The sequence below is a fragment of the Microbacterium sp. PI-1 genome (assembly GCF_004337555.1).
GTDB classification, from domain to species: domain Bacteria; phylum Actinomycetota; class Actinomycetes; order Actinomycetales; family Microbacteriaceae; genus Microbacterium; species Microbacterium aurugineum.
In genome coordinates this window covers 11533-33337 of record NZ_SJYZ01000005.1, presented here as the reverse complement: position 1 = coordinate 33337, position 21805 = coordinate 11533, and the positions used below count along the sequence as shown (strand labels likewise).

Below are 21805 nucleotides of genomic sequence, written 5' to 3'. Positions count from 1 at the left end.
TATCAGTCTGCGAGGGTGAGTCGATAGGCGCGCTCGTCGCCGAAATGCCGGAAGCCCACACGCCTGAGGATCGGTGCGGACGTGGCGACACGGCCCTTCACGAGGGCGGTCGCCGCGCCCCGTTCGGCGGCAGCGCGCAACCGCTCGGCGAGGACAGCCCGATACGCACCCCGACCACGCGCATCCGGTAGGGTCGCCGCTCCCCACAACCGTGCGAAGCCGTTGACGATCGTGCACCCGCCGGTACTCACGGACCGTCCCTCCAGCCGACCGAGGACGCGCACGTCGCGCCCCGTCTTCAGCCCTGCGACGACCTCATCCTTCTCGATGCGGATCCCCTCCTCGTCGAGCGGTTCCTGCGCCCAGACCGGCACGTTGATCGCGTCGACCTCCCGCACCTGTTCGAGTGTGCGCACGATCTCCGCCGACGCCTCCCCGGGGACGTCGACGACGAGCTCATCGATGGCGCGCGCGAGGACGGCGACGGTGTCGATGTGCTCGGCGCCGCGCCGACGCAGCTCGTCTTCGAGATCGGGAGAGTCCGAGGGGTTGGTCCAGAATGTGAGCTGCGCCTCGCCCCAGCCGCGGGTGTGCGCGATCGCGTGATCGAGCACCGAAGAGGCATCGACAGACGAGCGGACCTGCGATGCACGAACCCCGCCGCCGAAGCGCGCCGGGTACCGCACGAGTTGCAGTTCCTCGTGCACCTGATCGCTGTCGCGGGGGAACCACACCCACGCGGCGGAGGCCCGGAGGATGTCCTCCGTGGTGTGGACGCTCACTCCGCCGCACCCACGAGACGCGCGAAGGCACTGAGACGAGCGACTCCCTCGGGCGTATGCGGCAGATCGTCGAGGAGGGCCGGGGAGTGGATGAGGTAGGCGACGACCTGAGCGCGGGAGATCGCCACGTTGAGACGATTCTGCAGCAGCAGGAACTCCGGCCCCCGAGGCGCATCCCGACCGCTCGATGCAGCCAGCGAGGTGATCGACACCACCGCCTCCTTGCCCTGGAAGTTGTCGACCGTCCCCACCGGAACATCCGGGAAGCCCGCATCGGACAGCGCATCAAGCACCAGCTGTCGCTGCGCGTTGTAGGGCGTGACGACGATGATGTCGGACTGCGTCAGCGGACGCGCCGAGGCATTCGGGTCGTTGTCGGTGAAAGTCCGACCGATCAGATCGTCGACGAGCCGCACGACTTCGGCGGCCTCCTCCGCTGACGCAGTGGCGTTCCCCCGGTGCCGGAGCGGAACCACGTGCAGTCCGGGCTCCACACCGTCGAGCGAGCGGAGTTCCGTGCCGGGCGCCGAGGCGAGCTGTCCGGCGTATGCGAGCTTCGACACCGGAGCCGCCACCGCCGGGTGCATGCGCCACGATCGCGCGAGGAAGTAGCCGTACTCCGGCCGGACCACCGGATCGCCGTCCATCACCCACCCGAGAGCGGACGTGTCCACCGGCTCGGGATGAGCGCCCTGGCTCACCTGCGGGAGCTGCTGCGGATCACCGAGCAGCAGGAGCCGTTTCGCACCGGCGGCCACGGCGATGGTCGAGGCGAGCGAGAATTGTCCGGCCTCGTCGATCACGAGCAGATCGAGTCCCTCCCTGTCGACGCGCTGGGTGTTGCTGAAGTCCCATGCCGTGCCACCGACGACCGCACCCTCACCGATGTGCTCTGCGTGGAAGGCTGCCATGCCGTTCTTCGGGATCGCGGTGTACGGCGGTTCGGCGTCGGGATCCTTCGGCGCTTTCGCCACCTGAGAGGGCGAGACGCCGTCGGACACGATCCGCGCCAGCAGCGTCTCGATGATGGCGTGCGACTGCGCGACCACGCCGACCTTGAAACCGTGCTCGTTCACGAGACGTGCGATCACACGAGACCCTGTGTAGGTCTTGCCCGTTCCGGGAGGCCCCTGCACGGCGAGATAGCTGTGGTCGAGGTCGAGCACGCCGCGCACGATCGCGTCGATGACGTCGTCGTCTGCGGGCGGGAGCGCATCCCCTGACGTCGTGCGCGGAGGGATACGACGCAGGATGTCGGTCGCGGCATCATGCGGGTAGCCCGGGGCCGCAACGTGCACGGCATCGGCCCACTCGTCGATCGCCCCTTGCAGGGAGACGACCCGCGGCGGCGCGGCGGGGGTGAGTGCGAGGGGAAGCTCGTCCCAGGTCTGGCCCTGCACCGCCGATTCGGTGACGAGGTAACCGTCGTCGAGCACTTCGGCCACCGTGACGGTGTGCGGCACGTGGACTGCTCGGGACAGCACTTCGGTATCGAAGGGCGCCGGCACCTCGTACAGGGCGAACGGTTGCGAACCCGCGCCGAGGGTCGTTCCCGGTGACACCTCTCCCCGGATCTCGATGTCGCGGGACATCACCCTGCGCCCTTCCCCGATACTCCAGTCCCGACGGACGGAAGACGAGGGACGATCGACCCGCACCACGTCTCGCGTGCCGTCCCACATCGTCACCGGCTCCCGCAGCCGCTGGAAATGCGACACCCAGAAGCTCTTCGCCTCGCGAGGGAAGTAGTCGATCGCCGCGGCCGCGATGCGATGGACGAGTCCGTTGCCCCCGGCCTCCACGGCCTGCTCCGCGTCGGCAAGGAGCGCGACGGAGCGGGGCGACGGCTCGTAGATGACCTCGTCGGCGGCGTCCGGCGGCGCCGGTGTGACGCCCTTCTGCCGTGCGATGTCGATGAGCCAGTTGCGCAGCCTTCGCGTGGACACGCAGTCGTAGCGGTTGTAGTCGGCGAGGTCGGCGAGGACCACCTCCGCCTCACTCTGGTTCCCGGCCGCCGCGAGCTCGCGCGCCGCGACGTACTGAACGATCGAGTCGTCGCCCTTCTGCACGTCGCTCGTGCGCACGTCTTCACCCATGTAGAGCGGTTCGAGCTTCTTGATCGAGTACGAGCGGGATCCCACCCGCACGGTGCGCAGCACCAGCGGGTACAGATCGACGAACACCCCTTCTCGCAGCAGCCGGTCGACCTCTCCTTCGCGCACGCCGTGTCGCGCGGCCATCGCCACCAGATGCGATGTCTCGTACGGGGCGTAGTGATAGATGTGCATACCGGGATGCGCCGCCCGGCGCAGGGTGACGAAGTCGAGGAAGGACTCGAGCGCCCGCTTCTCGTCGGCGAAGGTGTGCGCCCACAGCGCCGAGTACTGGTCCGCGTTGTCTACCCAGCCGAAGAGATAGTCGATCCCCCACTGCGCCTCCCCGTCGGCTGCGGGCTCGGTGTAGAGCGGATCCCCCTCGAAGTCGAAGAAGATGTCGCCGTGGCTCGGCAGGGGAAGAGTATGGATCGCTTGCGCGTAGTGCACGTCGTACGTCGGCTCGCCCTCTGCATCCGCGCGCAGCTGCAGACGGGCTTGAGCGCGAAGATTCTCGAACGTGTCGGTGTTCATTCCCGCCGGAGCATGGACCGCGGCGGCGAGGGCGTCGATCGTCTCGACACCGGCTGCCCGCAGTCGCGCCCGCTGCACCGGTCGCATCCGCGCGACCATCAGGAGGTCTCGATGCGCGAGCACCTGCTCCTCACAGGTCGCGCACCGGCCGCAGGCCACGATCTGGAGGTCACCGCGATCATCGCCCCAGGCGAGAGGAGTGCCCGTCGCACCGTCGGCGACACGACGATCGGCGATGAGTGCACGAAGCCGGGCGCGACGCACCTGGAACAACGGGAGGAGGTCGTCGACGGCATGCGTGCTGAGAGTGCCGTCGCCGAGGATGAGATCGACCTCATCGGAGCGCGGGATGCCGATCCGGTCGAGCTGATCGGCATATGCAGCGAGCTGCATGAGCGCCGTCACGCGAGCCTTGCGCGCCAGCTTCGAGTCCTGGACACGCCACCGCCCCTCGTCGTCCTTGCGCAGGAAATCAGCGAACCCGACGAACTCCTCGGTCGCGAACGCCGCCTGGAAGACGACCAGCGCCTCGGACCGCAGCGCCCGCACGGTCTCGTCGATCGCCGCGGCCAACGCCTCCGCATCGACCGAGGACACCTTCTCGATGCGATGCACGTTCTCGTCGCCGAGGTCGTCGATGTAGCGGGCGAGCACGTTCTGCTCGTGGACGTCACCGAGCTCCGCGGCGCGCTTCAGCGTCGCATCCTCCGGCTCTTCGACGGCCGGCACCCGGCCCAGCTTCGCGTCGATCGCCCGACACCACGCGAACTCGCATTCCGCGGCCGCCTTGAGGTCGCTCGCGCTCCAGATGACGCGCTGCGCCTGAGTGTCGATCCGCACGATGCTCCCGTTCTGTCGGATGCTTCGACACTATCCGCGGCATCCGACACGGGCGAAGCCGGACGCCCTCAGAAGCGGCCTGCGATCACCGCCACCAGGTGTCGTCCGGGGTCACCGGCAGGTGTCTCTTGTGCTGCGTCGCCAGGTATCGCGCCTCGATGCGGCCGGCGACGTCGGGATCCACCGACCGCCCTTCGAGGAAGTCGTCGATCTGCTCGTACGTGAGCCCGAGTTCTTCCTCGTCGGCCCGGCCGGGTTGCCCGTCGAGAAGATCGGCGGTGGGCACCTTGAACGCGAGTCGATCCGGGGCATCGAGGAACTGCAGCAGCGAACGCCCCTGCCGTTTGCTGAGACCGGACAACGGAAGGATGTCGGCCGCGCCGTCACCGAACTTCGTGAAGAAACCCGTCACCGCTTCGGCAGCGTGATCCGTGCCGATGACGAGGAGGCCGTCGTGCCCGGCGAGCGCGTACTGCGTGACCATGCGCACGCGTGCTTTGATGTTGCCGCGGTTGAAGTCGCTGATGTCACTCGTGACCGCGAACTCGATGTCTTCCTCGACACCGTCGACGCCGTTCTGGATGTTGACCTCGACCGAGGAATCCGGAGCGATGAAGTCGAGTGCCGCCTCAGCGTCCGCCGCATCGTGCTGGACGCGGTACGGCAGGCGCACGGCCAGGAACTTCGCCTCGCCGCCCTCGGACCGCACCCTCTCGACCGCGAGCTGCGCCAGACGCCCGGCGAGGGTCGAGTCCTGCCCGCCCGAGATCCCGAGTACGTAACCCTTCGCGCCCGTCGTGCGGAGGTACTCGACGAGGAACGCGACTCGACGTTCGACCTCGGCTTCGGGATCGATCTCGGGCCGGACGCCGAGGTCCTCCGAGATCTGCTGCTGCAACGACATGTGATCCTCCGCTCTGTTCCTCGAATCAGTATCTCCCCTCCGTGTTACACCCGGGTGACGCCGCGTCGCTCGTCAGGTTCTGTCCGCGGTGACCTGAGAGAATGGGGCAGTGAAACTCCTCGTCGCCGCGCTCGCCTCCGAACTGTCCGCCTTCCCGGAGGAGCTCGAGGGCTTCGATCGGCTCATCACGGGCCCCGGCAAGTTGCAGGCGACGTACGCACTCACCCGTGCCCTCGATGCGAACGACTACGACGAGATCGTCGTGGTGGGCACCGCCGGGGCGATCGACCCCGACCTCGAGTCGAGGGTGCACGAGGTCGGCACGGCATTCCAGCACGACGTCACCGATCTCGACGGAATCTCCGGGCAGCACGTCTCCCTTCCCACGAAGGTGTCGACCGGCAGGGAGGGCGTGCTGATCGCGACCGGCGACCACTTCGTCGAGGACGCGGAGATCACCGCCGTGATCCGCCCGTCCGGCGCGGTTCTGGTCGACATGGAGACCTATGCGTACATCTGGGTGGCGGGGCGGTTCGAGGTCCCGATCCGCGTGTTCCGGGCCATCTCCGATCAGGCCGAAGACGGCGCCCTCACGGACTGGCGCGAAGCCGTCGCGCGCTGCAGTGTGCAGCTGCGCGAGTTCATCCTCGCCGAATACGGCGTGTGACACCGCGGCGCCGTTCGGGCGCCACCTCAGCGAGGCTCGATCATGCTGGGACCGTTCGGCAATGCCCGGACCGTGAGCTGCGCCGGGATCTGCTCCTGCATGGCCTCGACGTGGCTGATCACCCCGACGGTCCTGCCGCCCTGTCGTAGTTCGTCGAGGGTGCGCATGGCGACATCGAGAGTGTCTCCGTCGAGCGAGCCGAATCCCTCGTCGATGAAGAGCGTGTCCAAGCGGATGCCGCCGGCTCGCGCGGTGACGACTTCGGCGAGGCCGAGCGCGAGCGCGAGCGAGGTGAGGAACGTCTCCCCACCCGAGAGGGACTGCGGCGGCCTGGACTGTCCGGTGAACGCGTCGAAGACCACGATGCCGAGGCCGGAAGCGGCGCCTCGTGCGGCGAGCGCATCCGAATGCCGCAGCTGGTAGCGCCCCGTCGACATGTCGTGCAACCGCCGGTTCGCCGCTTCGACGATCTCTTCGAGTTCGGCGGCGAGGACGAAGGTCTCGAGAGTCATCTTGTGCGTGTTCGCTCCGCGTCCGGCGATCGTGTCTGCGAGATTCTGCAGCAGCTCGAATTCGGTCGCCTCCGCGGTCGTCCTCGCATGCTCCGCGGCAGCCGACTCGATCAACCCTTCGAGTCGCTCGGCGACACCTGCAGCGCGGGCCGCCTCATCGACCGCGCCCTTCCAGAGCGCCCGGGCGGCTTCCGCCGCCTGCTCGGCCGGTTCCAGGTCGATGGGCTCTTCGGGGAGCGTGCGCAGTTCCAGATCGAACAGGATCCCGCGCTCCTTCTCGCGCTGGACGGCATGCTGCGCGATCCGGGCGTCGAGGGCCTCTTGCGCCGCCGACGAGCGAAGCGCCTCCTCCGCGGCCGCCGCGTCGCTGAAAGGCGAGTCGGCGAGGGCCGTGTCTCGCTCGGATTCCGCAGCGACGAGCGCCTCGGACCTGCGGCGGTGTTCCGCGACCGCCGCAGCGAGAGCACGGGCGGCGGCGATCGCGGTCGCCGTGTCCGCGAGCCGGGCGGCGACCGTGTCGAAGTCGCCCCGAGCCTCGGCGATCGACTCGCGCGCCTGCGCCTCCCGCTGCCGCAGCACGGCGTGGTCTTCTCGTGCCTGAGCGAGGGCCGCCGCGTCTGCCGCCTTCTCGGCCTCGAGCCGTTCGACACGTGCCGTCAGTGCCGCCAGTCTCGCGTCGATCGCCTCCAACTCCTCCACGGCGCTCAGGCTGCGTGTGTACGCCGCCGTCGCCTCGGCGTGCTCCCTCTCGGCCTGCTCGACGCTCCTTCCGTCGGCGCGAGCCAGGACCGCGGCCAACTCGGCCTGCACGGCCGATGCGGCCGACATGAGTTCACGCTCCCGCTCTGCCGCAGCGTCACGAATGAGTTCGGCGTCGGCGATGTCGTCGGGCGACACCGGATCGGAGTGCGTGGCGAGGCTCGGGTGCTCGACAGAGCCGCAGACCGGGCAGGGGTCGTCAGGGCGGAGACTCGACGCCAGTTCGCCGGCCATCCCGTCGGTGCGACGCTGACGGAGCTTCGCGAGCGCGGTCTGCGCAGCGGCGTGCTCGGTGGTGGCAGCGGTGAGATCGCGCTCCGTGGCCGCCTGGTCGGCCTGGAGTTGCCGGGCTGCCCTCGCCGCCACGACACGCACGTCCGCCGACTCCCGCGCGATCCTCAGGTCGTCCGCACGATCGGCGATGCGCCGGGTCTGGTCTCGCTCCGCCTTCAGCGCGGCCACCGCGTCGGGCAACGAGGCGCGCTCCGCTTCCCCGGCCTCGATGCGTGCGGTCGCTGCGTCGACGGCGGCGACCGCGATCCGCAGTTCTTCGTCGAGGGCCGGTACCTGTTCCTCGAGCTCACGCGCCCGCTCCCAGGACCCGGTCTCCTTGGTACGCGCCGTCACCCACGCCTCGAGGTCTCCGTCGACGTCGAACTCGAGGGCGTCCCATTCCGCGCGAGCGCGCTCCTCGGCCGTCGCGGCAGCGTCGACCAGCTCGTGAGCCCGTGATGCCGCAGCGATCGTCGAGCGCAGCGCCTCGGCAGCACGCGCAGCCGTGAGCTCGGCACGCGCCTCGTCGATCAGCGGCGCATCCGCTTCGAGACGGGCGAGTGCCGCACGTGCACGGTCGCGTTCCTGCTGTGCGCGCTGCTCCTCACGCGTCGTCGCCAGCGCCGCATCGGCCTCGGCCGATCGCTTCTCGGCGTCGGCCTGTTCGGAGGCCCGCCGCTCGGCACGGTAGTCCGCTCGCGCCTGGGCTCGGCGAAGGGCGTCGAGACGCTCATCGATCGTCAGTGATGCCGTCGGCTGCTCCCCCGCCGCCGTGGGGGCCGTGCCGTCGTCGGCATCGCCCGAGAGGCCCGCGGTGTCCACCAGACGTTCGGCCTCACCGACACGAGCGTCGACGGTGGCGAGCCGCGCACCGAGCGTCTGCTCCGCCTGGCGGCGCCGCTCGTCGAAACGGGCCTGCACGTCTTCGAATCGCTGAGTGCCGAAGAGGCGGCGAAGCAGCGCCTGGCGATCCCTGCTCCCCGCCAGCAGGAACTCGGAGAAGCGGTTCTGCGCCAGGAGGATCACCTGCAGGAACTGCTCGCGGCTCAGCTGCAGGATCTCATCGAGGTCGCCGGCGACGTCGACGGCTCGTGCGGCACGCCCCACCCAGCCCGCGTCCGTCCATTCCTCCAGTGACACCGCTGCGGCCTGCTTCGTCAGCCCCCCGCCGCGCTTGGCCGGACGAAGGTACTCCGGCGAGCGCGTCACGCGGAACCGACCGGCCGGAGTACTGAACTCGACCACGACCTCGGAGGGATCATCGGGCTCGCAGTGGTCGCTGCGGAGCCGCTTCTCGCCCCCGTCGTAGCGTGGCACACCACCGTAGAGACCGAAGCAGACGGCATCGAGGATGCTCGACTTGCCGGCGCCGGTCCGCCCGGCGATCAGGAAGATGCCATCGTCGCCGAAAGCGTCGAAATCCACGATCTGCCGCGACCGGAAAGGGCCGAACCCCTCGATCTCCAGGCGATGGAGGCGCATCTAGACGAGAGCTTCCGCGCGCACGCGCTCGTCGAGCACCGCGCGGATCAGGTCGCGCTCCGCATCCGTGGCGCCGTGCCCGGCCCGGACGTGCTCGAGGAACGCCTCGATCCGGTCGACATCGGTCACCGCGGTCCGGAGTCGCTGCGAGTACGACCTCTCCTCCGCCTCGGAGACGGCCACGGGCTGGTGCTGCACCATGGCGCAGTAGGGGTAGCTCTCGCGCAGACGCCGCATCGGCTCGGCCTGGGGCAGAGCATCGGTGTACACGGCGCACACCCACTCGTTCGCATGCTCGGCGACCATCTCCGGCGCCAGGATCTCGTCGAGCGTTCCCGTGAGCGTGACCAGACGACGCGGCACGGGCAGCTCGAGCCACTCGACGGCGGCGAGACCGTGGGCATCGAGGTCGACGAGCCACGAACCGCGCGCCTTGTGCTGCTCGCCGAAGCTGTAGTGCAGCGGAGCCCCGGCGTAGCGGACGCGCTCGCTGAGCGTCTGGCGACCGTGGATGTGCCCGAGCGCCACGTAGTCGGGGCCGTCGAACACGCTGAGGGGCACGACGTCGAGCCCACCCTGACGCACCTCGCGCTCGAGGCCTGCGGTGGCATCGACCCCTGCGGCGAAGCAGTGCGCGATGGCGACCGCACGGCCCTCGTGCGTGTCCATGCCCGCACGGACGAGGTCCATCGCATGCCCCATGGTCTGCGCCTGGGTGCGCAACGGGCGGCCCGCGCTGTCGCCCTCGGGCCAGTGCTGACGCACGATGGCCGGCTCGAGGTAGGGGATGCCGAAGAAATGAACCGGTCCATCGGCATCCGCGATCGTGATGGGCTCCCCGACGGCGAGCGGATCGGTCAGCACGTGGATGCCGTCACGGAGCAGCCGCGCCTGGAAACCGAGTCGCGCGGCCGAGTCATGGTTTCCGCTCGTGACGATCACTCGCGCCCCGGCCTCTTCCAGCGCCACCAGCGCATCGCCGAGGAGCGAGTAGGCGGGACCGGACGGCGTCGCGGAGTCGAAGACGTCTCCGGCGACGACCACGACGTCGACGGAGTGCGTGCGCACCTGCTCGGTCAGCGCCCCGAGCACCTCGGTCAGCGCGTCCATGGTCGAGTTGCCATGGAACGTGCGGCCGATGTGCCAGTCGGAGGTGTGCAGGATTCGCATACTCACACGGTACGAACCCCCTCGGACATTCCGTCCGAGGCGTGCCGCGACCCGTTCATGACGTCACCCCGTCGGTAACCCGCCGTAACACGACGTCATGAAACGACGGCGGTCAGCGCGAGCGCAGCAGGGGGGCGTGCTCGGGGTGCGCGGCGAACCAATCGGCGACGTACCAGCACACCGCGTCCACCGTGCGGTCGCCACGCTCCTCGATGTCGGCCACCGCACCCTCCACGACCTTGCCCGCGTAGCCGTTGCCGCGGAAAGTCGGGATAGTGAACGCGCGGGTGAGAGCGATCGTGTGACCGTCGTCGCGGTAGTCGAGAACGCTCACGAGCTTTCCATCGCGCATGAGCGTGTAGCGGGACGCGTCCTTCTCGTCGGTCAGGATGAAGCCTCCGACAGTGTGCGAGATCGTCATTCGATCCACGTTACGCCCGCCAGGAGCGCCCGGGCGTTTTGACATGGGGCGTCACGATCGGACATAATCCCCCCATGACCACCAACGCAAGCCCTTTGTCCGCCCAGGAGGCGAACAGGACTGCCGGGATGATGATGCCCGGTCGCGTTGGCATGTGTTGCCGAATGTGTCGCTGAACGAACAGCCACCCCGCCTGACCTGATTCCTCGCGAACTGCGAGGCCAGTGTCTCCGAGCATCCACCCTCTGCTCGCTTCCCGGCTCCGCCGGTCATTCATGCAACGCATCAGAGCCCCCCCTCGATCCGGGCTCACGTCCTGAGGACTTCATCATCATGTCGAACACCGCACTTCTCGAGCGTCCCGCCACCACCGCCGCGATCCGCACTCGTACCGAGGCCACCGCACCGGTGCCCTCCGCCACCGCAGACCTTCCCGCCGTCCGCTCCCCGCGAGGCTTCGCGCTCTACGTGGGGCTCGACGAGATCAAGGCCGCCGAAGCCGGTGTGAGCCTGCCGCTGCTCGTCGATGCCCTGCGACGCACCCTCGCCGAACTCGCTCCGGGTGCGGAGACGCACGCCACGGTCGCCCTCGCGCCGCACGGCTCGGGCGGCCGCGACCTCGACGTCGTCCGCCTAGCCCTGCAGGAGCCGGGCGCCATCGCGCGCACCAAGGCCGCTGCCGAAGAGGACACGGCGGAAGAGGAGAGCGGCGTCACCGTCGACATCTCCCGCAAGCGCGTCCTGATCGACGGGGAGTCCGCGGCCTTCACCTACAAGGAGTTCGAGCTGCTGCAGTACCTCGTGCTGCGCGAGGGCCGCACGATCGAACGCAGCGAGCTGGTCTCTGCTCTGTGGCAGGCGCAGGACGACGAGACCCCCGGTGAGCGCACGATCGACGTCCACGTGCGTCGTCTCCGCGCGAAGCTCGGACGCTACGAGGACATCGTCCGCACGGTGCGGGGAATCGGCTACCGGTTCGACCGGCACGCCGACGTCGTCATCCGCTACGGACACGGAACCCCCTCGCCCGACCGCTTCTGACCGTCTGCGAGTCGGTGTCAGGGCCGGCGCGTAGGGTGGGCGCATGACATCGACGGCGCAATCCGCAGCGGCTGAGGTCGCGCCATCGGATGCCCCTCGGGAGACCGTCTACCGCCCATCGCACCCTCTCGATCTCGGCCGCACACTCGGCTTCCTTCGCCGTGGCACGGGCGACCCGACCATGGTCATCGCCGGATCGGTGATCTGGCGGGCGGTGCGCACACCCCTCGGTCCGACGACGTTGGCGGTGCGCACGATCGGTGGCGAGGTGCGCGCGACCGCCTGGGGCCCCGGAACGGACTTCGCGCTCGACGCCGTCCCCGCACTCTGTGGAGCCCACGACGACGCCGAGGGGTTCGACGCATCGCATCACCCTCTCGTCGCCGAGTCCGCGCATCGCCATCCCGGGCTGCGCCTGACACGCACCGACGAGGTGTTCGACGCGCTGGCATGCGCGATCATCGAGCAGAAGGTCACCGGCATGCAGGCGTTCGGAGCGTGGCGTTGGCTCGTCTCCCGCTTCGGCGAGCGCGCCCCCGGTCCGACGCCCCGACCGATGTTCACCGCGCCCACCGCCGCACAGTGGCACCGCATCCCCTCCTGGGCGTGGCACCGCGCCGGGGTCGAGCCCCCACAGTCCCGGACCCTCGTGCGCGCCGCGGAACGAGGCGATCGCATCGCCCACGCCGTGCGGACCGCCCCGGACGGCACGGCGCGCGACCGCGTTCTCACGAGCCTTCCCGGCGTCGGGGTGTGGACCTCGGCGGAGACCCGGGCCCGCGCGCTCGGCGACACCGATGCCGTCAGCGTCGGCGACTACCACCTCGCCCACGAGATCGGCTACGCCCTCACCGGCACGCGCACCGATGACGCCGGGATGCTCGAGCTCCTCGCTCCCTGGGCAGGGCAACGGCAGCGAGCGGTCCGCCTCATCGCCGCCAGCGGGGTGCACGAGCCGCGCCGAGGCCCTCGCCTCGCACCCGAGAACCATCGCGACCGCTGACTCCGCCGCCTATGCTGGGGCCATGTCCCGCAGAGCGATCCGTATCTCCATCACCGTCGGCCTGTTGATCGTCGGCGTGGTGGTCGGGCTCATCTTCCAGAATGTGTGGCTGGGCGTTCTTCTCGCCGCCATCGTGTGGCTGGGCTGGTTCCTCGGGTACGAGTCGCGGCGCGGGAACAACGCCGGCGTCAACGATGAAGACCACGGCATCGAGCTCTGAGGAGCTCGTGCGCGGAGGTCAGTAGTACACCGCGAGCGGTCCGGAGGGTCCGGCGATCACACTCACGGGGGTGTCGAAGACCCGTGACAGCACCTCATCCGTCATGATCGCGGCAGGGGATCCGAACTCCACGACCGCGCCGTCCTTCATCGCGCAGATGTGGTCGGCGTAATGCCCCGCGAAGTTGATGTCGTGCAGCACGATCACGATCGTGCGTCCGAGCTCCTCCGCCGCCCGTCGCAGGTGCTTCATCATCTGCACCGCGTGGCGCATGTCGAGGTTGTTCAGCGGTTCGTCCAGCAGCACGAACTCGGTGTCCTGTGCCAGCACCATCGCCACGTAGGCGCGCTGACGCTGCCCTCCGGAGAGCTCGTCGAGGTACCGCCCCTCCAGCGGGCCCAGGTCGAGGAAGTCGATGGCCTGGCTGATGATCTCCTCGTCGGCCCGGTTCAGCCGTCCCTTCGAATGCGGGAACCGGCCGAATCCCACGAGCTGGCGCACGGTGAGTCGCGTGACGAAGTGGTTCTCCTGACGCAGGATCGACACGACCTTCGCCAGGTCCTTCGACTTCGTCGAGGCCACATCGAGCCCCGCGATCTCGATGGCCCCCGCATCCATCCCGTTCAGCCGGCCGATCATCGTGAGCAGCGTCGACTTGCCTGCGCCGTTGGGTCCGATCAGCGCGGTGATGCCGCCGGTCGGGATCTCGAGGTCGACCGGACCGATCGCGACCTCGCTGCTGTAGTCCCGGCGGACGCCGTCGAGAGCGATCACAGTCTGCCCTTTCTGAGGATGACGATGAGGAACACGGTCCCGCCGACGAGCTCGATCAGGATCGAGACCATTCCCTGCGCGTAGAACACGTTCTTCATCACGAAGTACGCCCCCGCGAGGATCGTGAAGGCGGTGAGCACCGCGACGGGGAAGATCAGCCGATGGTCATGCGTGTCGGCGAACTGGTAGGCGAGCGTGGCGACCAGGAAGCCGAGGAAGGTCATCGGCCCGACCAGCGCGGTCGACGTCGCCATCAGCACGGCGACGAGGAACAGCACGACGAACAGCTCGCGCCGATGATCGACACCGAGCGAGCGCGCGGCATCCGGACCCAGGGCCATGAGATTGAGCCGACGCGATCGGATCCACAGCAGAGCGGAGGCCACGATCACGAGCGGGATCGCGAGCGGCAGGTAGGAGGCGTCCGCGTTCGAGACGTTGCCGAAGAGACGGGCGGCGAGCACGTCGAACTCGCTGGGGGTGAGCAGACGCTGCATGAACGTGGCGACCGCTCCGAGACCGCCGCCGATCACGATGCCGACCAGAAGCATGATCTGCAGGTTCCCGTACCGCCCCGAGAGCAGCCATCCGTACAGGGCGACCGCGAGTCCGACCATGATGACGACCTGGATCGCGAACTGGCCGATGCCCTGGATCGCGACGAGTCCGGCGACTCCGAACAGGTAGACGGTGGAGGTCTGCACGACGCGGTACAGCGACTCGAAGCCCATGATCGACGGCGTGATGATGCGGTTGTTGGTGACGGTCTGGAAGCTCACCGTGGCGATCGCCTGGGACACGGCGACGAGCGCCATCACGGTGACATCGATCGCGCGGTGCTGGGCGATGCGCCAGAATCCTGCGGAGCCGACCGGCATCGGGTTCGCCCATGCCAGCAGCCCGAAGCCGGAGACGGCGGCGAGGACGACGAGCACGCCGAGGACGAGGACGTAGCGACGGCGCGCTCGCGGGGTCGTGAACGAGCCGGCCGATCGCACCGGGCCGCCCGTCGTCGTCGGTGTCATCACCGCGCTAGCCACGTCGACGCTGCCTCAGCAGGAGGAGCACGAACACCACCGCGCCGACGACCCCGAGGATCAACGACACCGGGACCTCGAACGGCATGATGATGGTGCGGCCGATGATGTCGCACACCGTGACGATCGCGATGCCGAGCAGGCACACCCACGGCAGATTGCTGCGCAGATCGTCACCGCGCACCATCGAGACGATGTTCGGCACGATCAGCCCCAGGAAAGGAAGATTGCCGACGACGACCGTCACGACACCGGTGGTCACCGCGATGAGCACCGTGCCGAGCAGGATGATCCGGTTGTAGTTCACACCGACGTTCGTGGCGACCTCCTCCCCGAGTCCGGCGATGGTCAGCCGATCGGCGACGATGAAGACGACGACCCCGATGACCGCCACGATCCAGAGCATCTCGTACTGACCGCGCATCACCGAGGTGAAGCTCCCCGCGAACCAGACGCCGATGATCTGCAGCGAGTTGGTGACCAGGGCGAGATACGTGGACAGGGCACCGACGACCGCACCGAGCATGATGCCGACGATCGGGACGATGAGCGAGGACTTGAGGGCGACCCGACGGAGGAACGCGAAGAACACCATCGTGCCGACGAAGGCCGCGAGGATCGCACCGGCCATCCGCAACGGGAGCGACGGCTGCGGCACGAGGATCATGACCATCAGCAGCCCGAGCCCCGCCCATTCGGTGGTCCCGGTCGTCGTGGGCTCGACGAAGCGGTTCTGCGTGAGCAATTGCATCACGAGGCCCGCCATGGCCATTGCGGCGCCGGCGAGGACGAGGGCGATCGTGCGGGGGACGCGCGTGATCTGGAACATCTGCGCGCCGTCGTCCGCCCCGGCGATGTCGTAGACGCCCGTGAAGAGCGAGATCACGAGGAGCACCGCGACGACGAGCACGCCGATGAGCAGTTTCACGTCGAAGAGCCGCCCGGCGTGGCGGGGCGGCTGGGTGATGTCGGTGGAGACCATGATGACCGTGCGGCGGCACCCGGATCATCCGGATGCCGCCGCAGTACCTCAGTTCTTCGCGCTCTTCTCGAGGGCGTCTGCGAAGTCGTTGAGGAACGACGTGTAGGTCTGGATGCCCTCGTTCAGGTACGTGTCGGTGGGCATGTAGACGAGCTGCTTCTCCTTCACGGCCGTGACGCCGGCGAGGGCCTCGGAGCTCTCGAGGATCTCCGCAGCCTGCACGTAGTCCGGGGTTTCGGCAGCGAACACGGCGTCGCGGTCGAGCACGAGGATCCAGTCGGGGTCCGACGCGGCGATCGCCTCGACGGAGATCTCATCGCCCTGGTGGTCATCGGTCGCGTCGTCGACCTGAAGCGCCGGGGTGAGCCCGAGAAGGTCGTAGATCGGGCCGAGCGAGCGGCCAACGGTCGGGGCGAGGTAGCCGATCTCGCCGCCCGAGGTGTTGACTGCCATGACGGTGTCGGCGTCGTCGTACGCGGCCTTCGCGCGCTCGGCAGCGGCGTCGAAGTCCTCGACGAGCTTCGCGGCCTCGTCCTGCTTGCCGAAGATCTCTCCGAGCACGGTGACCTGGCGCTTGAGCTCCTCGTCGAAGGGCTCTCCCTCGCGCGGCTCGAGGTCGACGATCGTCGCATCGGGCACGAGGTCGGCGATCGCGGTGTTGTGCTGCGTGAACCGCTGGCCGCTGATGATCAGGTCGGGCTCCACGGCGACGATGGCCTCGAGGTCGGGCTCGCTGTGCAGTCCGATGTCGACGATGCCGTCGTCCTTCACGTACGACACGGTCTCGGGCATGAGCGCGACGGCTCCGGCCGAGAGCTCGACGCCCCAGTCGGACAGTGTCTGGAAGGTGCGGTTGTCGAGAGCCACGACGGAGGTGGGAGGTGTCGCGATCTCGTGCGTGCCGGTGTTGTCCTCGACCGTGACGGTCGCGGCTGCGGGTTCGTTGTTCTCCGATTCCGCCGAACCGCCGGATGCGCAGCCGGCGAGGGCGAGAAGACCGACGAGCGCGACGCTCGTGGCGGTGAGGGTTCTGGGCACGGACATGGAGAGACTCCTGTTCTGCGGGATCGATGCGCACACGACGGGCGCCGGATGGCGAGGTTAGGGCAACCTTCCCTCGACAGTTTTAGGTTAGCCTTACTTTATGAGCAACACGAAATCCGGATTCTCGATCGAACGTCGTGGCCTGGAGCTGCGCTTCCGCCACGTCGCACTGAGTGCCCGGGAATGGCTCGCGCCGGATTTCGTCCGCGTGCGGCTGACCGGCTCGGACCTCGCCGGCTTCGATTCGCCGGGCGCCGACGACCACATGCGGCTTTTCTTCCCCTCCGGCCCCACGGACTCGGTCGAGGAACTCCGCGCCTCGCCGAGCCGCGAGTACACGCCGCTCGCCTGGGGTGACGACTGGCTCGATGTCGAGTTCGCGGTGCACGGAGATCAGGGCGTCGCGGCCCCCTGGGCGGCGACGGCACCGCTCGGCTCCCGGATCGGTGTCGGCGGTCCGCGCGGGTCAGCCGTGCTGGCCGGCGACCCTGGCTCCTGGCTGCTGGTCGGCGACGAGACCGCGATCCCCGCCATCCGACGCTTCGCCGCGCTGATCCCGGCAGGCACCCCGGCCCGCATCGTGGTGGAGACCGTGAACCAGGGACGCGAGTTGGAGATCGATGCACCGGTCGACATCGAGTGGCTGCATCGCGGCGAAGCCCCCTCCGGTTCCGCACTCATCGCCTTCCTCGAGACTCTGACCGCGGACGACGCCGTCGGAGACGACCCGTTCGTGTTCATCGCCGCGGAGCAGTCGATCGTCAAGCCGGGCAGGGCACTGCTCGAACGCTGGGGCGTCGACACGGCGAAGGCCGTCGTGAAGGGGTACTGGAAGCGCGGCGAGGCCGAGTACCACGCGCCACACTGACCCTTCCCCCGGCGAAAGCCCGGACCAGCCGACGTGTTCGCGGCGGGTCGTGGTTCGACACACCGGAGCTCCCGGCGCTGGTCTGGGTTTTCGCCTTCCGGCGCGGTCGGTGCCGCTTGACTCCCGGGCGTGTCGCACCCTAGGGTGGCAAAGCTGTGCCATTCGGCGCAGCACACCAGCCGAGGAGTCGACGGATGACCGCGCAGCGGAACCTCCCCATCGCAGCGGTGTTGCAGCTTCAGCAGAAGCGCAATGACCGCTACGAGTCGTACCCTCCGGCACGCGCCGTGTGACAGCACCCGCTCTCACAACGCCCCGTACCGTCAGGTCCGGGGCGTTTTCCGTGGAAGACCCCCTGACCTGTGGCCGGAAACCACCACAAGGAAAGGAATCATGGAGAGGCTCTCCGCACGGCTGCTGTCGTGGGCGTCACTGATCGACGAGAAGACACTCGCTCAGGCGCACACCACGGCCCGCATGCCGTTCATCCACCCGCACCTGGCACTGATGCCGGATGCCCACCTCGGCAAGGGGGCGACGGTCGGCTCGGTCATCCCGACGCTCGGCGCGATCATCCCCGCGGCCGTCGGCGTCGACATCGGCTGCGGCATGATCGCCGTTCGCACCCAGTTCACCGAGAACGACCTCGCAGGTCATGACCTCGCAGGACTCCGGGAGCAGATCGAGCGCGCCATCCCCCTATCGGCCGGACGCTACAACCGCAAGGTCGTGGCCACCGCCGAACCGCGCATCGCCGAGCTCGAGCAGCTCGCCGAGAAGAGCGGCTTCGATCCCGCCCAGTACGCCGGGAACTGGCGGCTGCAGCTGGGGACGCTCGGCTCGGGCAACCACTTCATCGAGGTGTCGGTCGACGAACTCGACCGGGTCTGGCTGTTCCTGCACTCGGGATCGCGAGGCGTCGGCAACAAGATCGCCGGACACCACATCGGCGTCGCCCAGCGGCTGGCGAAGCAGTGGTGGATCGACCTCCCCGACCCCGACCTGGCCTACCTGGTCGAGGGGACCGCGGAGTTCACCCGCTACATCCGGGAACTGCGGTGGGCCCAGCACTTCGCCCTGCTGAACCGGGAGGAGATGATGGACCGCGTCATGCGCCAGGTCTCGGAATTCCTCGGCACCGCGGTCGACGAGCAGGAGCGCATCAACTGCCACCACAACTTCACGGAGTCGGAGAAGCACTACGGCGCGCAGGTGTGGGTGTCGCGGAAGGGTGCCATCCAGGCGGACGCCGGGCGACCAGGACTGATCCCCGGGTCGATGGGCACCGCCTCGTACGTGGTCGAGGGGCTCGGCGACCCGCAGTCGCTGAACTCCTCTCCGCACGGTGCCGGGCGGGAGTACTCCCGGTCGGCAGCACGGCGGACCTTCACCCACGAGCAGCTGCGGGCAGCGATGACGGGAATCGAGTTCCGTGACACGGATGCCTTCATCGATGAGATCCCCCAGGCGTACAAGCCGATCGACCAGGTGATGGCGGATGCCGCGAGCCTCGTATCGATCCGGCACACGCTGCGGCAGATCGTCAACGTGAAGGGCGACTGAACAGGACCGGGCGGTGGGAACCCCACCGCCCGGTCGGGTGGCAGCACCTCGCCTCCGTCGAAGATGCCGACGGCATCCGGATCGAGTTCCTGCACACCCCCCAGGGCGGGGACTGACGTTTCCTCCACCGAACGGCATGCAAACCAGTTGTCCGCCGTTCGTGAGTAGCCGATATCTTCGCCTCCCGCACTCTGGCAGGCTTGCCGGATCGATGCGACGATGACGGAGTGGGATTCATGAATGACGCACAGATCTGGACCATGATCGGATCGTTCACCGTGCTGATGTTCAGCACCCTCACGGTCGTCTCGACCCTGTTCGTCCGGATCGTCCGCAGCGAGATCGCTGGCCTGCGCACCGAGATGAACGGACAGCTCGGCGGTCTGCGCACCGAGATGAACGCCCGATTCGACACCGTGAACACCCGCATCGATGCCCTCGACCGCGACGTCCAGGCCATCGTGAAGCGCACGTTCGGGCTCGATCGCGAGTGATGACGACGAAGCTTCCCCGCACCTCGGTCGACCCCGCCGACCGGCACGACGCCTTTCCAGAGGCTCCCTGCGGCACCGCGGTCCTGCTCCTCGCCGGATCCAGCGGACGTGTGGAGGCTCAGCGGGCCGACCTGCTCGCGCGGCACGGGGCCCGGGTCCGCGCCATCCGCTGGTTCGGCGGCACGGGCCAGCGCCCCGCTCCGCACGAGGTACCGATCGAGATCTTCGTCGACCAGTTGGATCTGCTCCGCCGTGATGCGGATCGCGTCGCGATCTTCGGCACGTCGTTCGGAGCAGAAGCGGCACTCGTCACCGCGTCGCTGCACCCGGTCGACGCCACCGTCGCGGTCGCGCCGTCATCCGTCGTCTGGTCGGGCATCGTCGACGGCAACTGGTCGTCGCACTGGAGCCTTCGTGGCACTCCGCTTCCCTCCGTGGGGTTCGATCCGTCGTGGTCCCCGACGACCGAACCGCCCGAGTATCGCTCGCTCTACGAATCCAGCCTCGCCCGCGATCCCGATCTCACCCGCGCGGCGGAGATCCGGGTCGAGGGCATCACCGGTCCGGTCATCCTCGTCGCCGGCGGAGACGACCGCGTCTGGCCAAGCGACCGATTTGCGGCCGAGATCCAGCGTCGCCGCTCGTTGCACGCCAGAGAGACGACCCTCGTCACCCACCCCGAGGCCGGACACCGCATCACCCTTCCCGGCGAGACGGCCGTCCACGGCGGTGTGACCATGGGTCGGGGCGGCACACCATCCGCCGATGCGGCCCTCGGCGCCGACGCCTGGACGGCGATCGCCCGGGCGCTCGATCTGCGCGAGTGACGTCAGAGTGCCGGGACGACCTCCGCATCGGCAGCCCGGTCGGTGAACGCGGTCTTCGGGACGAACACGAGGATCACGGCTGCGGCGAGAGCGGTGGCACCGCACACGATCCACACGGTGAAGTAGCCGGCGAGCGAACCCGCGGTCCCCTCGGTCGCCCCCGCCGTGGTCGCGACGCCGTGCAGCAGCGCGATGCCGAACACACACGAGGCGATCGCCCCGCCGACGGTCTTGACGGAGTTCGTGAGGCCCGTCGCGACGCCGGTCTGCGACGCCGGTGCTGCCGAGGCCGCGGCCGCAGGAAGCGCTGCCACCAGGGCGCCTGAGCCGAGTCCGACGACGACCATGTTCGCGATGACCTGCGTGTAGGTGTCGTGGAACGGCAGGAAGAGCAGGAAGCCGAGTCCCACGAGCACCGATGCCCCCATCAGCGTCAGCCGCGGGGTGATCCAGCGGGCGAACGACGGGAACAACAGGGCACCCGTGATCATGGCGACGAGGTAGACGCCGATGATCAGCGAGGTCGCGAATCCGCTGGTCCCGAGACCGTAGCCGTAGACCGCGGGGTCGGTGCGCGCGAACGTCGACAGCGGCGCCTGCGCACCGAGGACGCTCACCCCGAAGAGCCCTGCCGTCAGGAACACCGGGCCGAGTGCGGGCGAGCGGAACATGCGCACATCGATGAGGGGGTCTTCGCACCGCAGCTCCCACAACACGAACGGAACCACCAGCAGTACGCCCAGGACCACCACACCCCACGACCAGGGGTTCTCCAGTCCGCCCTCGAGGCGAAGCAGACTGAGACCACCGGTGAAGCAGACGAGTGCGAGCGAGATCAGCACGAGACCGATCGTGTCGAAGACGCCGCCCGCGGGCTCCGGAGACTCCTTGACCCCCAGCAGGATCACGAAGAAGCACACCACGATCAGCACGGCGGGCACCAGCAGGACCACGGTGAGCGGCAGGACGTCGATGAGTGCGCCGCCGACGAGGGCGCCGATGATCGCGCCGCCTTCGAGCGCCGCGACCAGGAGTCCGGCCGCCTTGGCGGTGATCGAGGAGCGACCCTCCATCCGCCGCGACCGTGACCAGATGAGGGCGATCTCCAGCGGGAGCCAGACGACGTAGAACCCCATCAGCGCCCAGGCGGCGAGGAACACCCCGAAGGAGTCCGTGAACGGCAGCACCAGGGCGGCCGCGCCGGTGACCGCGGTGGAGATCAGCAGCATCCGCTTGTGGCCGACCATGTCGCCGAGCTTCGCGAACGCCGGGACGACGAGGGCTGAGAGCATCAGCTGCGTGCCCTCGAGCCAGTTCACGTCGGCATCATGGACCCCGAGATGACGGGCGATGTCCGTCAGCATGGGCGTGTAGTACCCCTGCAGCACACCGCTCGTGAACTCGACGAAGGCGAGGAAGCCGACGACGACGGCGAGGGTGCCCAGTGTGCGGGTGCGCGTCATCGCGTCTCCTGCTTCTCGTTCGGATGCTCCTGCGTCGGCAGGAGGCGGGGTG

Annotated in this window: 19 protein-coding genes; 8 read left to right on the top strand and 11 right to left on the bottom strand. The window is 68.7% G+C overall.

The features are described from left to right. Positions 1–2: 2 nt before the first annotated feature. From E0W80_RS06275 to nadE, 3 genes are all read right to left on the bottom strand, one after another. Complete coding sequence (locus E0W80_RS06275; RefSeq protein ID WP_131491751.1) at positions 3–782, bottom strand: hypothetical protein; 780 nt, start codon at positions 780–782, stop codon at positions 3–5. Beyond that, positions 779–4249, bottom strand: a complete 3471-nt coding sequence (locus E0W80_RS06270; RefSeq protein WP_131491750.1) for a bifunctional RecB family nuclease/DEAD/DEAH box helicase — start codon at positions 4247–4249, stop codon at positions 779–781. Before E0W80_RS06270 ends, E0W80_RS06275 begins: the two co-directional genes overlap by 4 nt. An 85-nt stretch (positions 4250–4334) precedes the next feature. Then, a complete protein-coding gene (nadE, locus tag E0W80_RS06265) occupies positions 4335–5153 on the bottom strand; it encodes an ammonia-dependent NAD(+) synthetase (protein WP_047520547.1) in 819 nt (272 codons plus the stop codon). A gap of 109 nt (positions 5154–5262) precedes the next feature. On the opposite strand from nadE, the gene E0W80_RS06260 reads away from it, so the two are divergent. Next, the gene (locus tag E0W80_RS06260; RefSeq protein ID WP_131491749.1) at positions 5263–5820 is read left to right on the top strand and encodes a nucleoside phosphorylase; all 558 of its coding nucleotides are present in this window, start codon (positions 5263–5265) and stop codon (positions 5818–5820) included. Positions 5821–5846: 26 nt separating this feature from the next. Here E0W80_RS06260 and E0W80_RS06255 read toward each other — a convergent pair whose 3' ends face one another. The 3 genes from E0W80_RS06255 to E0W80_RS06245 all read right to left on the bottom strand — a co-directional run bounded on the left by E0W80_RS06255 (position 5847) and on the right by E0W80_RS06245 (position 10437). Next, the gene (locus E0W80_RS06255; RefSeq protein WP_131491748.1) at positions 5847–8846 is read right to left on the bottom strand and encodes an SMC family ATPase; all 3000 of its coding nucleotides are present in this window, start codon (positions 8844–8846) and stop codon (positions 5847–5849) included. Beyond that, the gene (locus E0W80_RS06250; protein WP_131491747.1) at positions 8847–10016 is read right to left on the bottom strand and encodes an exonuclease SbcCD subunit D; all 1170 of its coding nucleotides are present in this window, start codon (positions 10014–10016) and stop codon (positions 8847–8849) included. Positions 10017–10128: 112 nt separating this feature from the next. After that, positions 10129–10437, bottom strand: coding sequence for a GNAT family N-acetyltransferase (locus E0W80_RS06245; RefSeq protein ID WP_047520540.1), 309 nt, complete (start codon positions 10435–10437; stop codon positions 10129–10131). 333 nt (positions 10438–10770) lie between these two features. On the opposite strand from E0W80_RS06245, the gene E0W80_RS06240 reads away from it, so the two are divergent. Genes E0W80_RS06240 through E0W80_RS06230 form a run of 3 tightly spaced genes read left to right on the top strand, consistent with a single transcriptional unit; the run spans position 10771 to position 12701 of the window. Continuing rightward, positions 10771–11478, top strand: a complete 708-nt coding sequence (locus tag E0W80_RS06240) for a winged helix-turn-helix domain-containing protein (RefSeq protein WP_131491746.1) — start codon at positions 10771–10773, stop codon at positions 11476–11478. A gap of 43 nt (positions 11479–11521) precedes the next feature. After that, positions 11522–12481, top strand: coding sequence for a DNA-3-methyladenine glycosylase 2 family protein (locus E0W80_RS06235; protein WP_131491745.1), 960 nt, complete (start codon positions 11522–11524; stop codon positions 12479–12481). A 22-nt stretch (positions 12482–12503) separates the two neighbouring features. Continuing rightward, a complete protein-coding gene (locus E0W80_RS06230) occupies positions 12504–12701 on the top strand; it encodes a hypothetical protein (protein ID WP_047520535.1) in 198 nt (65 codons plus the stop codon). An 18-nt stretch (positions 12702–12719) separates the two neighbouring features. Here the strand turns inward: E0W80_RS06230 and E0W80_RS06225 are convergent, their stop codons facing one another. The 4 genes from E0W80_RS06225 to E0W80_RS06210 are packed head-to-tail and all read right to left on the bottom strand — an operon-like array spanning position 12720 to position 16538. Beyond that, positions 12720–13475 (bottom strand): ATP-binding cassette domain-containing protein, encoded by a 756-nt coding sequence (locus tag E0W80_RS06225; RefSeq protein WP_131491744.1) that lies wholly within the window; start codon positions 13473–13475, stop codon positions 12720–12722. After that, positions 13472–14500 carry an iron chelate uptake ABC transporter family permease subunit gene (locus E0W80_RS06220; RefSeq protein ID WP_131491852.1) on the bottom strand — a complete coding sequence of 343 codons (1029 nt, stop codon included), beginning with the start codon at positions 14498–14500 and terminating at the stop codon, positions 13472–13474. Before E0W80_RS06220 ends, E0W80_RS06225 begins: the two co-directional genes overlap by 4 nt. A gap of 7 nt (positions 14501–14507) precedes the next feature. Continuing rightward, complete coding sequence (locus E0W80_RS06215; RefSeq protein WP_131491743.1) at positions 14508–15494, bottom strand: iron chelate uptake ABC transporter family permease subunit; 987 nt, start codon at positions 15492–15494, stop codon at positions 14508–14510. A 48-nt stretch (positions 15495–15542) separates the two neighbouring features. Further along, the gene (locus tag E0W80_RS06210) at positions 15543–16538 is read right to left on the bottom strand and encodes an ABC transporter substrate-binding protein (protein WP_131491742.1); all 996 of its coding nucleotides are present in this window, start codon (positions 16536–16538) and stop codon (positions 15543–15545) included. Positions 16539–16638: 100 nt separating this feature from the next. Here E0W80_RS06210 and E0W80_RS06205 point away from each other — a divergent pair, with 100 nt between their 5' ends. The 4 genes from E0W80_RS06205 (at position 16639) to E0W80_RS06190 (ending at position 20290) form a co-directional block, all read left to right on the top strand. Next, positions 16639–17406: a siderophore-interacting protein gene (locus E0W80_RS06205; protein WP_131491741.1), complete on the top strand. Its 768-nt coding sequence runs from the start codon at positions 16639–16641 to the stop codon at positions 17404–17406. Positions 17407–17799: 393 nt separating this feature from the next. Beyond that, positions 17800–18969: an RtcB family protein gene (locus tag E0W80_RS06200; RefSeq protein ID WP_131491740.1), complete on the top strand. Its 1170-nt coding sequence runs from the start codon at positions 17800–17802 to the stop codon at positions 18967–18969. A 236-nt stretch (positions 18970–19205) separates the two neighbouring features. Beyond that, on the top strand, positions 19206–19463 hold the full coding sequence (locus E0W80_RS06195; RefSeq protein ID WP_227991990.1) for a hypothetical protein: 258 nt from the start codon (positions 19206–19208) through the stop codon (positions 19461–19463). Beyond that, the gene (locus E0W80_RS06190) at positions 19463–20290 is read left to right on the top strand and encodes an acyl-CoA thioester hydrolase/BAAT C-terminal domain-containing protein (RefSeq protein ID WP_131491738.1); all 828 of its coding nucleotides are present in this window, start codon (positions 19463–19465) and stop codon (positions 20288–20290) included. Before E0W80_RS06195 ends, E0W80_RS06190 begins: the two co-directional genes overlap by 1 nt. Positions 20291–20292: 2 nt before the next feature. On the opposite strand, the gene E0W80_RS06185 is transcribed toward E0W80_RS06190, so the two are convergent. Then, positions 20293–21753, bottom strand: coding sequence for an MFS transporter (locus tag E0W80_RS06185; protein WP_131491737.1), 1461 nt, complete (start codon positions 21751–21753; stop codon positions 20293–20295). Positions 21754–21805 lie beyond the last annotated feature (52 nt).

Excerpts from the sequence above, each read along its gene's own strand:
- nadE (WP_047520547.1), bottom strand. The coding sequence starts at position 5,153 with ATGTCGTTGCAGCAGCAGATCTCGGAGGACCTCGGCGTCCGGCCCGAG.
- E0W80_RS06255 (WP_131491748.1), bottom strand. The coding sequence starts at position 8,846 with ATGCGCCTCCATCGCCTGGAGATCGAGGGGTTCGGCCCTTTCCGGTCG.
- E0W80_RS06250 (WP_131491747.1), bottom strand. The coding sequence starts at position 10,016 with ATGCGAATCCTGCACACCTCCGACTGGCACATCGGCCGCACGTTCCAT.
- E0W80_RS06245 (WP_047520540.1), bottom strand. The coding sequence starts at position 10,437 with ATGACGATCTCGCACACTGTCGGAGGCTTCATCCTGACCGACGAGAAG.
- E0W80_RS06240 (WP_131491746.1), top strand. The coding sequence starts at position 10,771 with ATGTCGAACACCGCACTTCTCGAGCGTCCCGCCACCACCGCCGCGATC.
- E0W80_RS06235 (WP_131491745.1), top strand. The coding sequence starts at position 11,522 with ATGACATCGACGGCGCAATCCGCAGCGGCTGAGGTCGCGCCATCGGAT.
- E0W80_RS06230 (WP_047520535.1), top strand. The coding sequence starts at position 12,504 with ATGTCCCGCAGAGCGATCCGTATCTCCATCACCGTCGGCCTGTTGATC.
- E0W80_RS06220 (WP_131491852.1), bottom strand. The coding sequence starts at position 14,500 with ATGACACCGACGACGACGGGCGGCCCGGTGCGATCGGCCGGCTCGTTC.
- E0W80_RS06215 (WP_131491743.1), bottom strand. The coding sequence starts at position 15,494 with ATGGTCTCCACCGACATCACCCAGCCGCCCCGCCACGCCGGGCGGCTC.
- E0W80_RS06210 (WP_131491742.1), bottom strand. The coding sequence starts at position 16,538 with ATGTCCGTGCCCAGAACCCTCACCGCCACGAGCGTCGCGCTCGTCGGT.
- E0W80_RS06205 (WP_131491741.1), top strand. The coding sequence starts at position 16,639 with ATGAGCAACACGAAATCCGGATTCTCGATCGAACGTCGTGGCCTGGAG.
- E0W80_RS06200 (WP_131491740.1), top strand. The coding sequence starts at position 17,800 with ATGGAGAGGCTCTCCGCACGGCTGCTGTCGTGGGCGTCACTGATCGAC.
- E0W80_RS06195 (WP_227991990.1), top strand. The coding sequence starts at position 19,206 with ATGAATGACGCACAGATCTGGACCATGATCGGATCGTTCACCGTGCTG.
- E0W80_RS06190 (WP_131491738.1), top strand. The coding sequence starts at position 19,463 with ATGACGACGAAGCTTCCCCGCACCTCGGTCGACCCCGCCGACCGGCAC.
- E0W80_RS06185 (WP_131491737.1), bottom strand. The coding sequence starts at position 21,753 with ATGACGCGCACCCGCACACTGGGCACCCTCGCCGTCGTCGTCGGCTTC.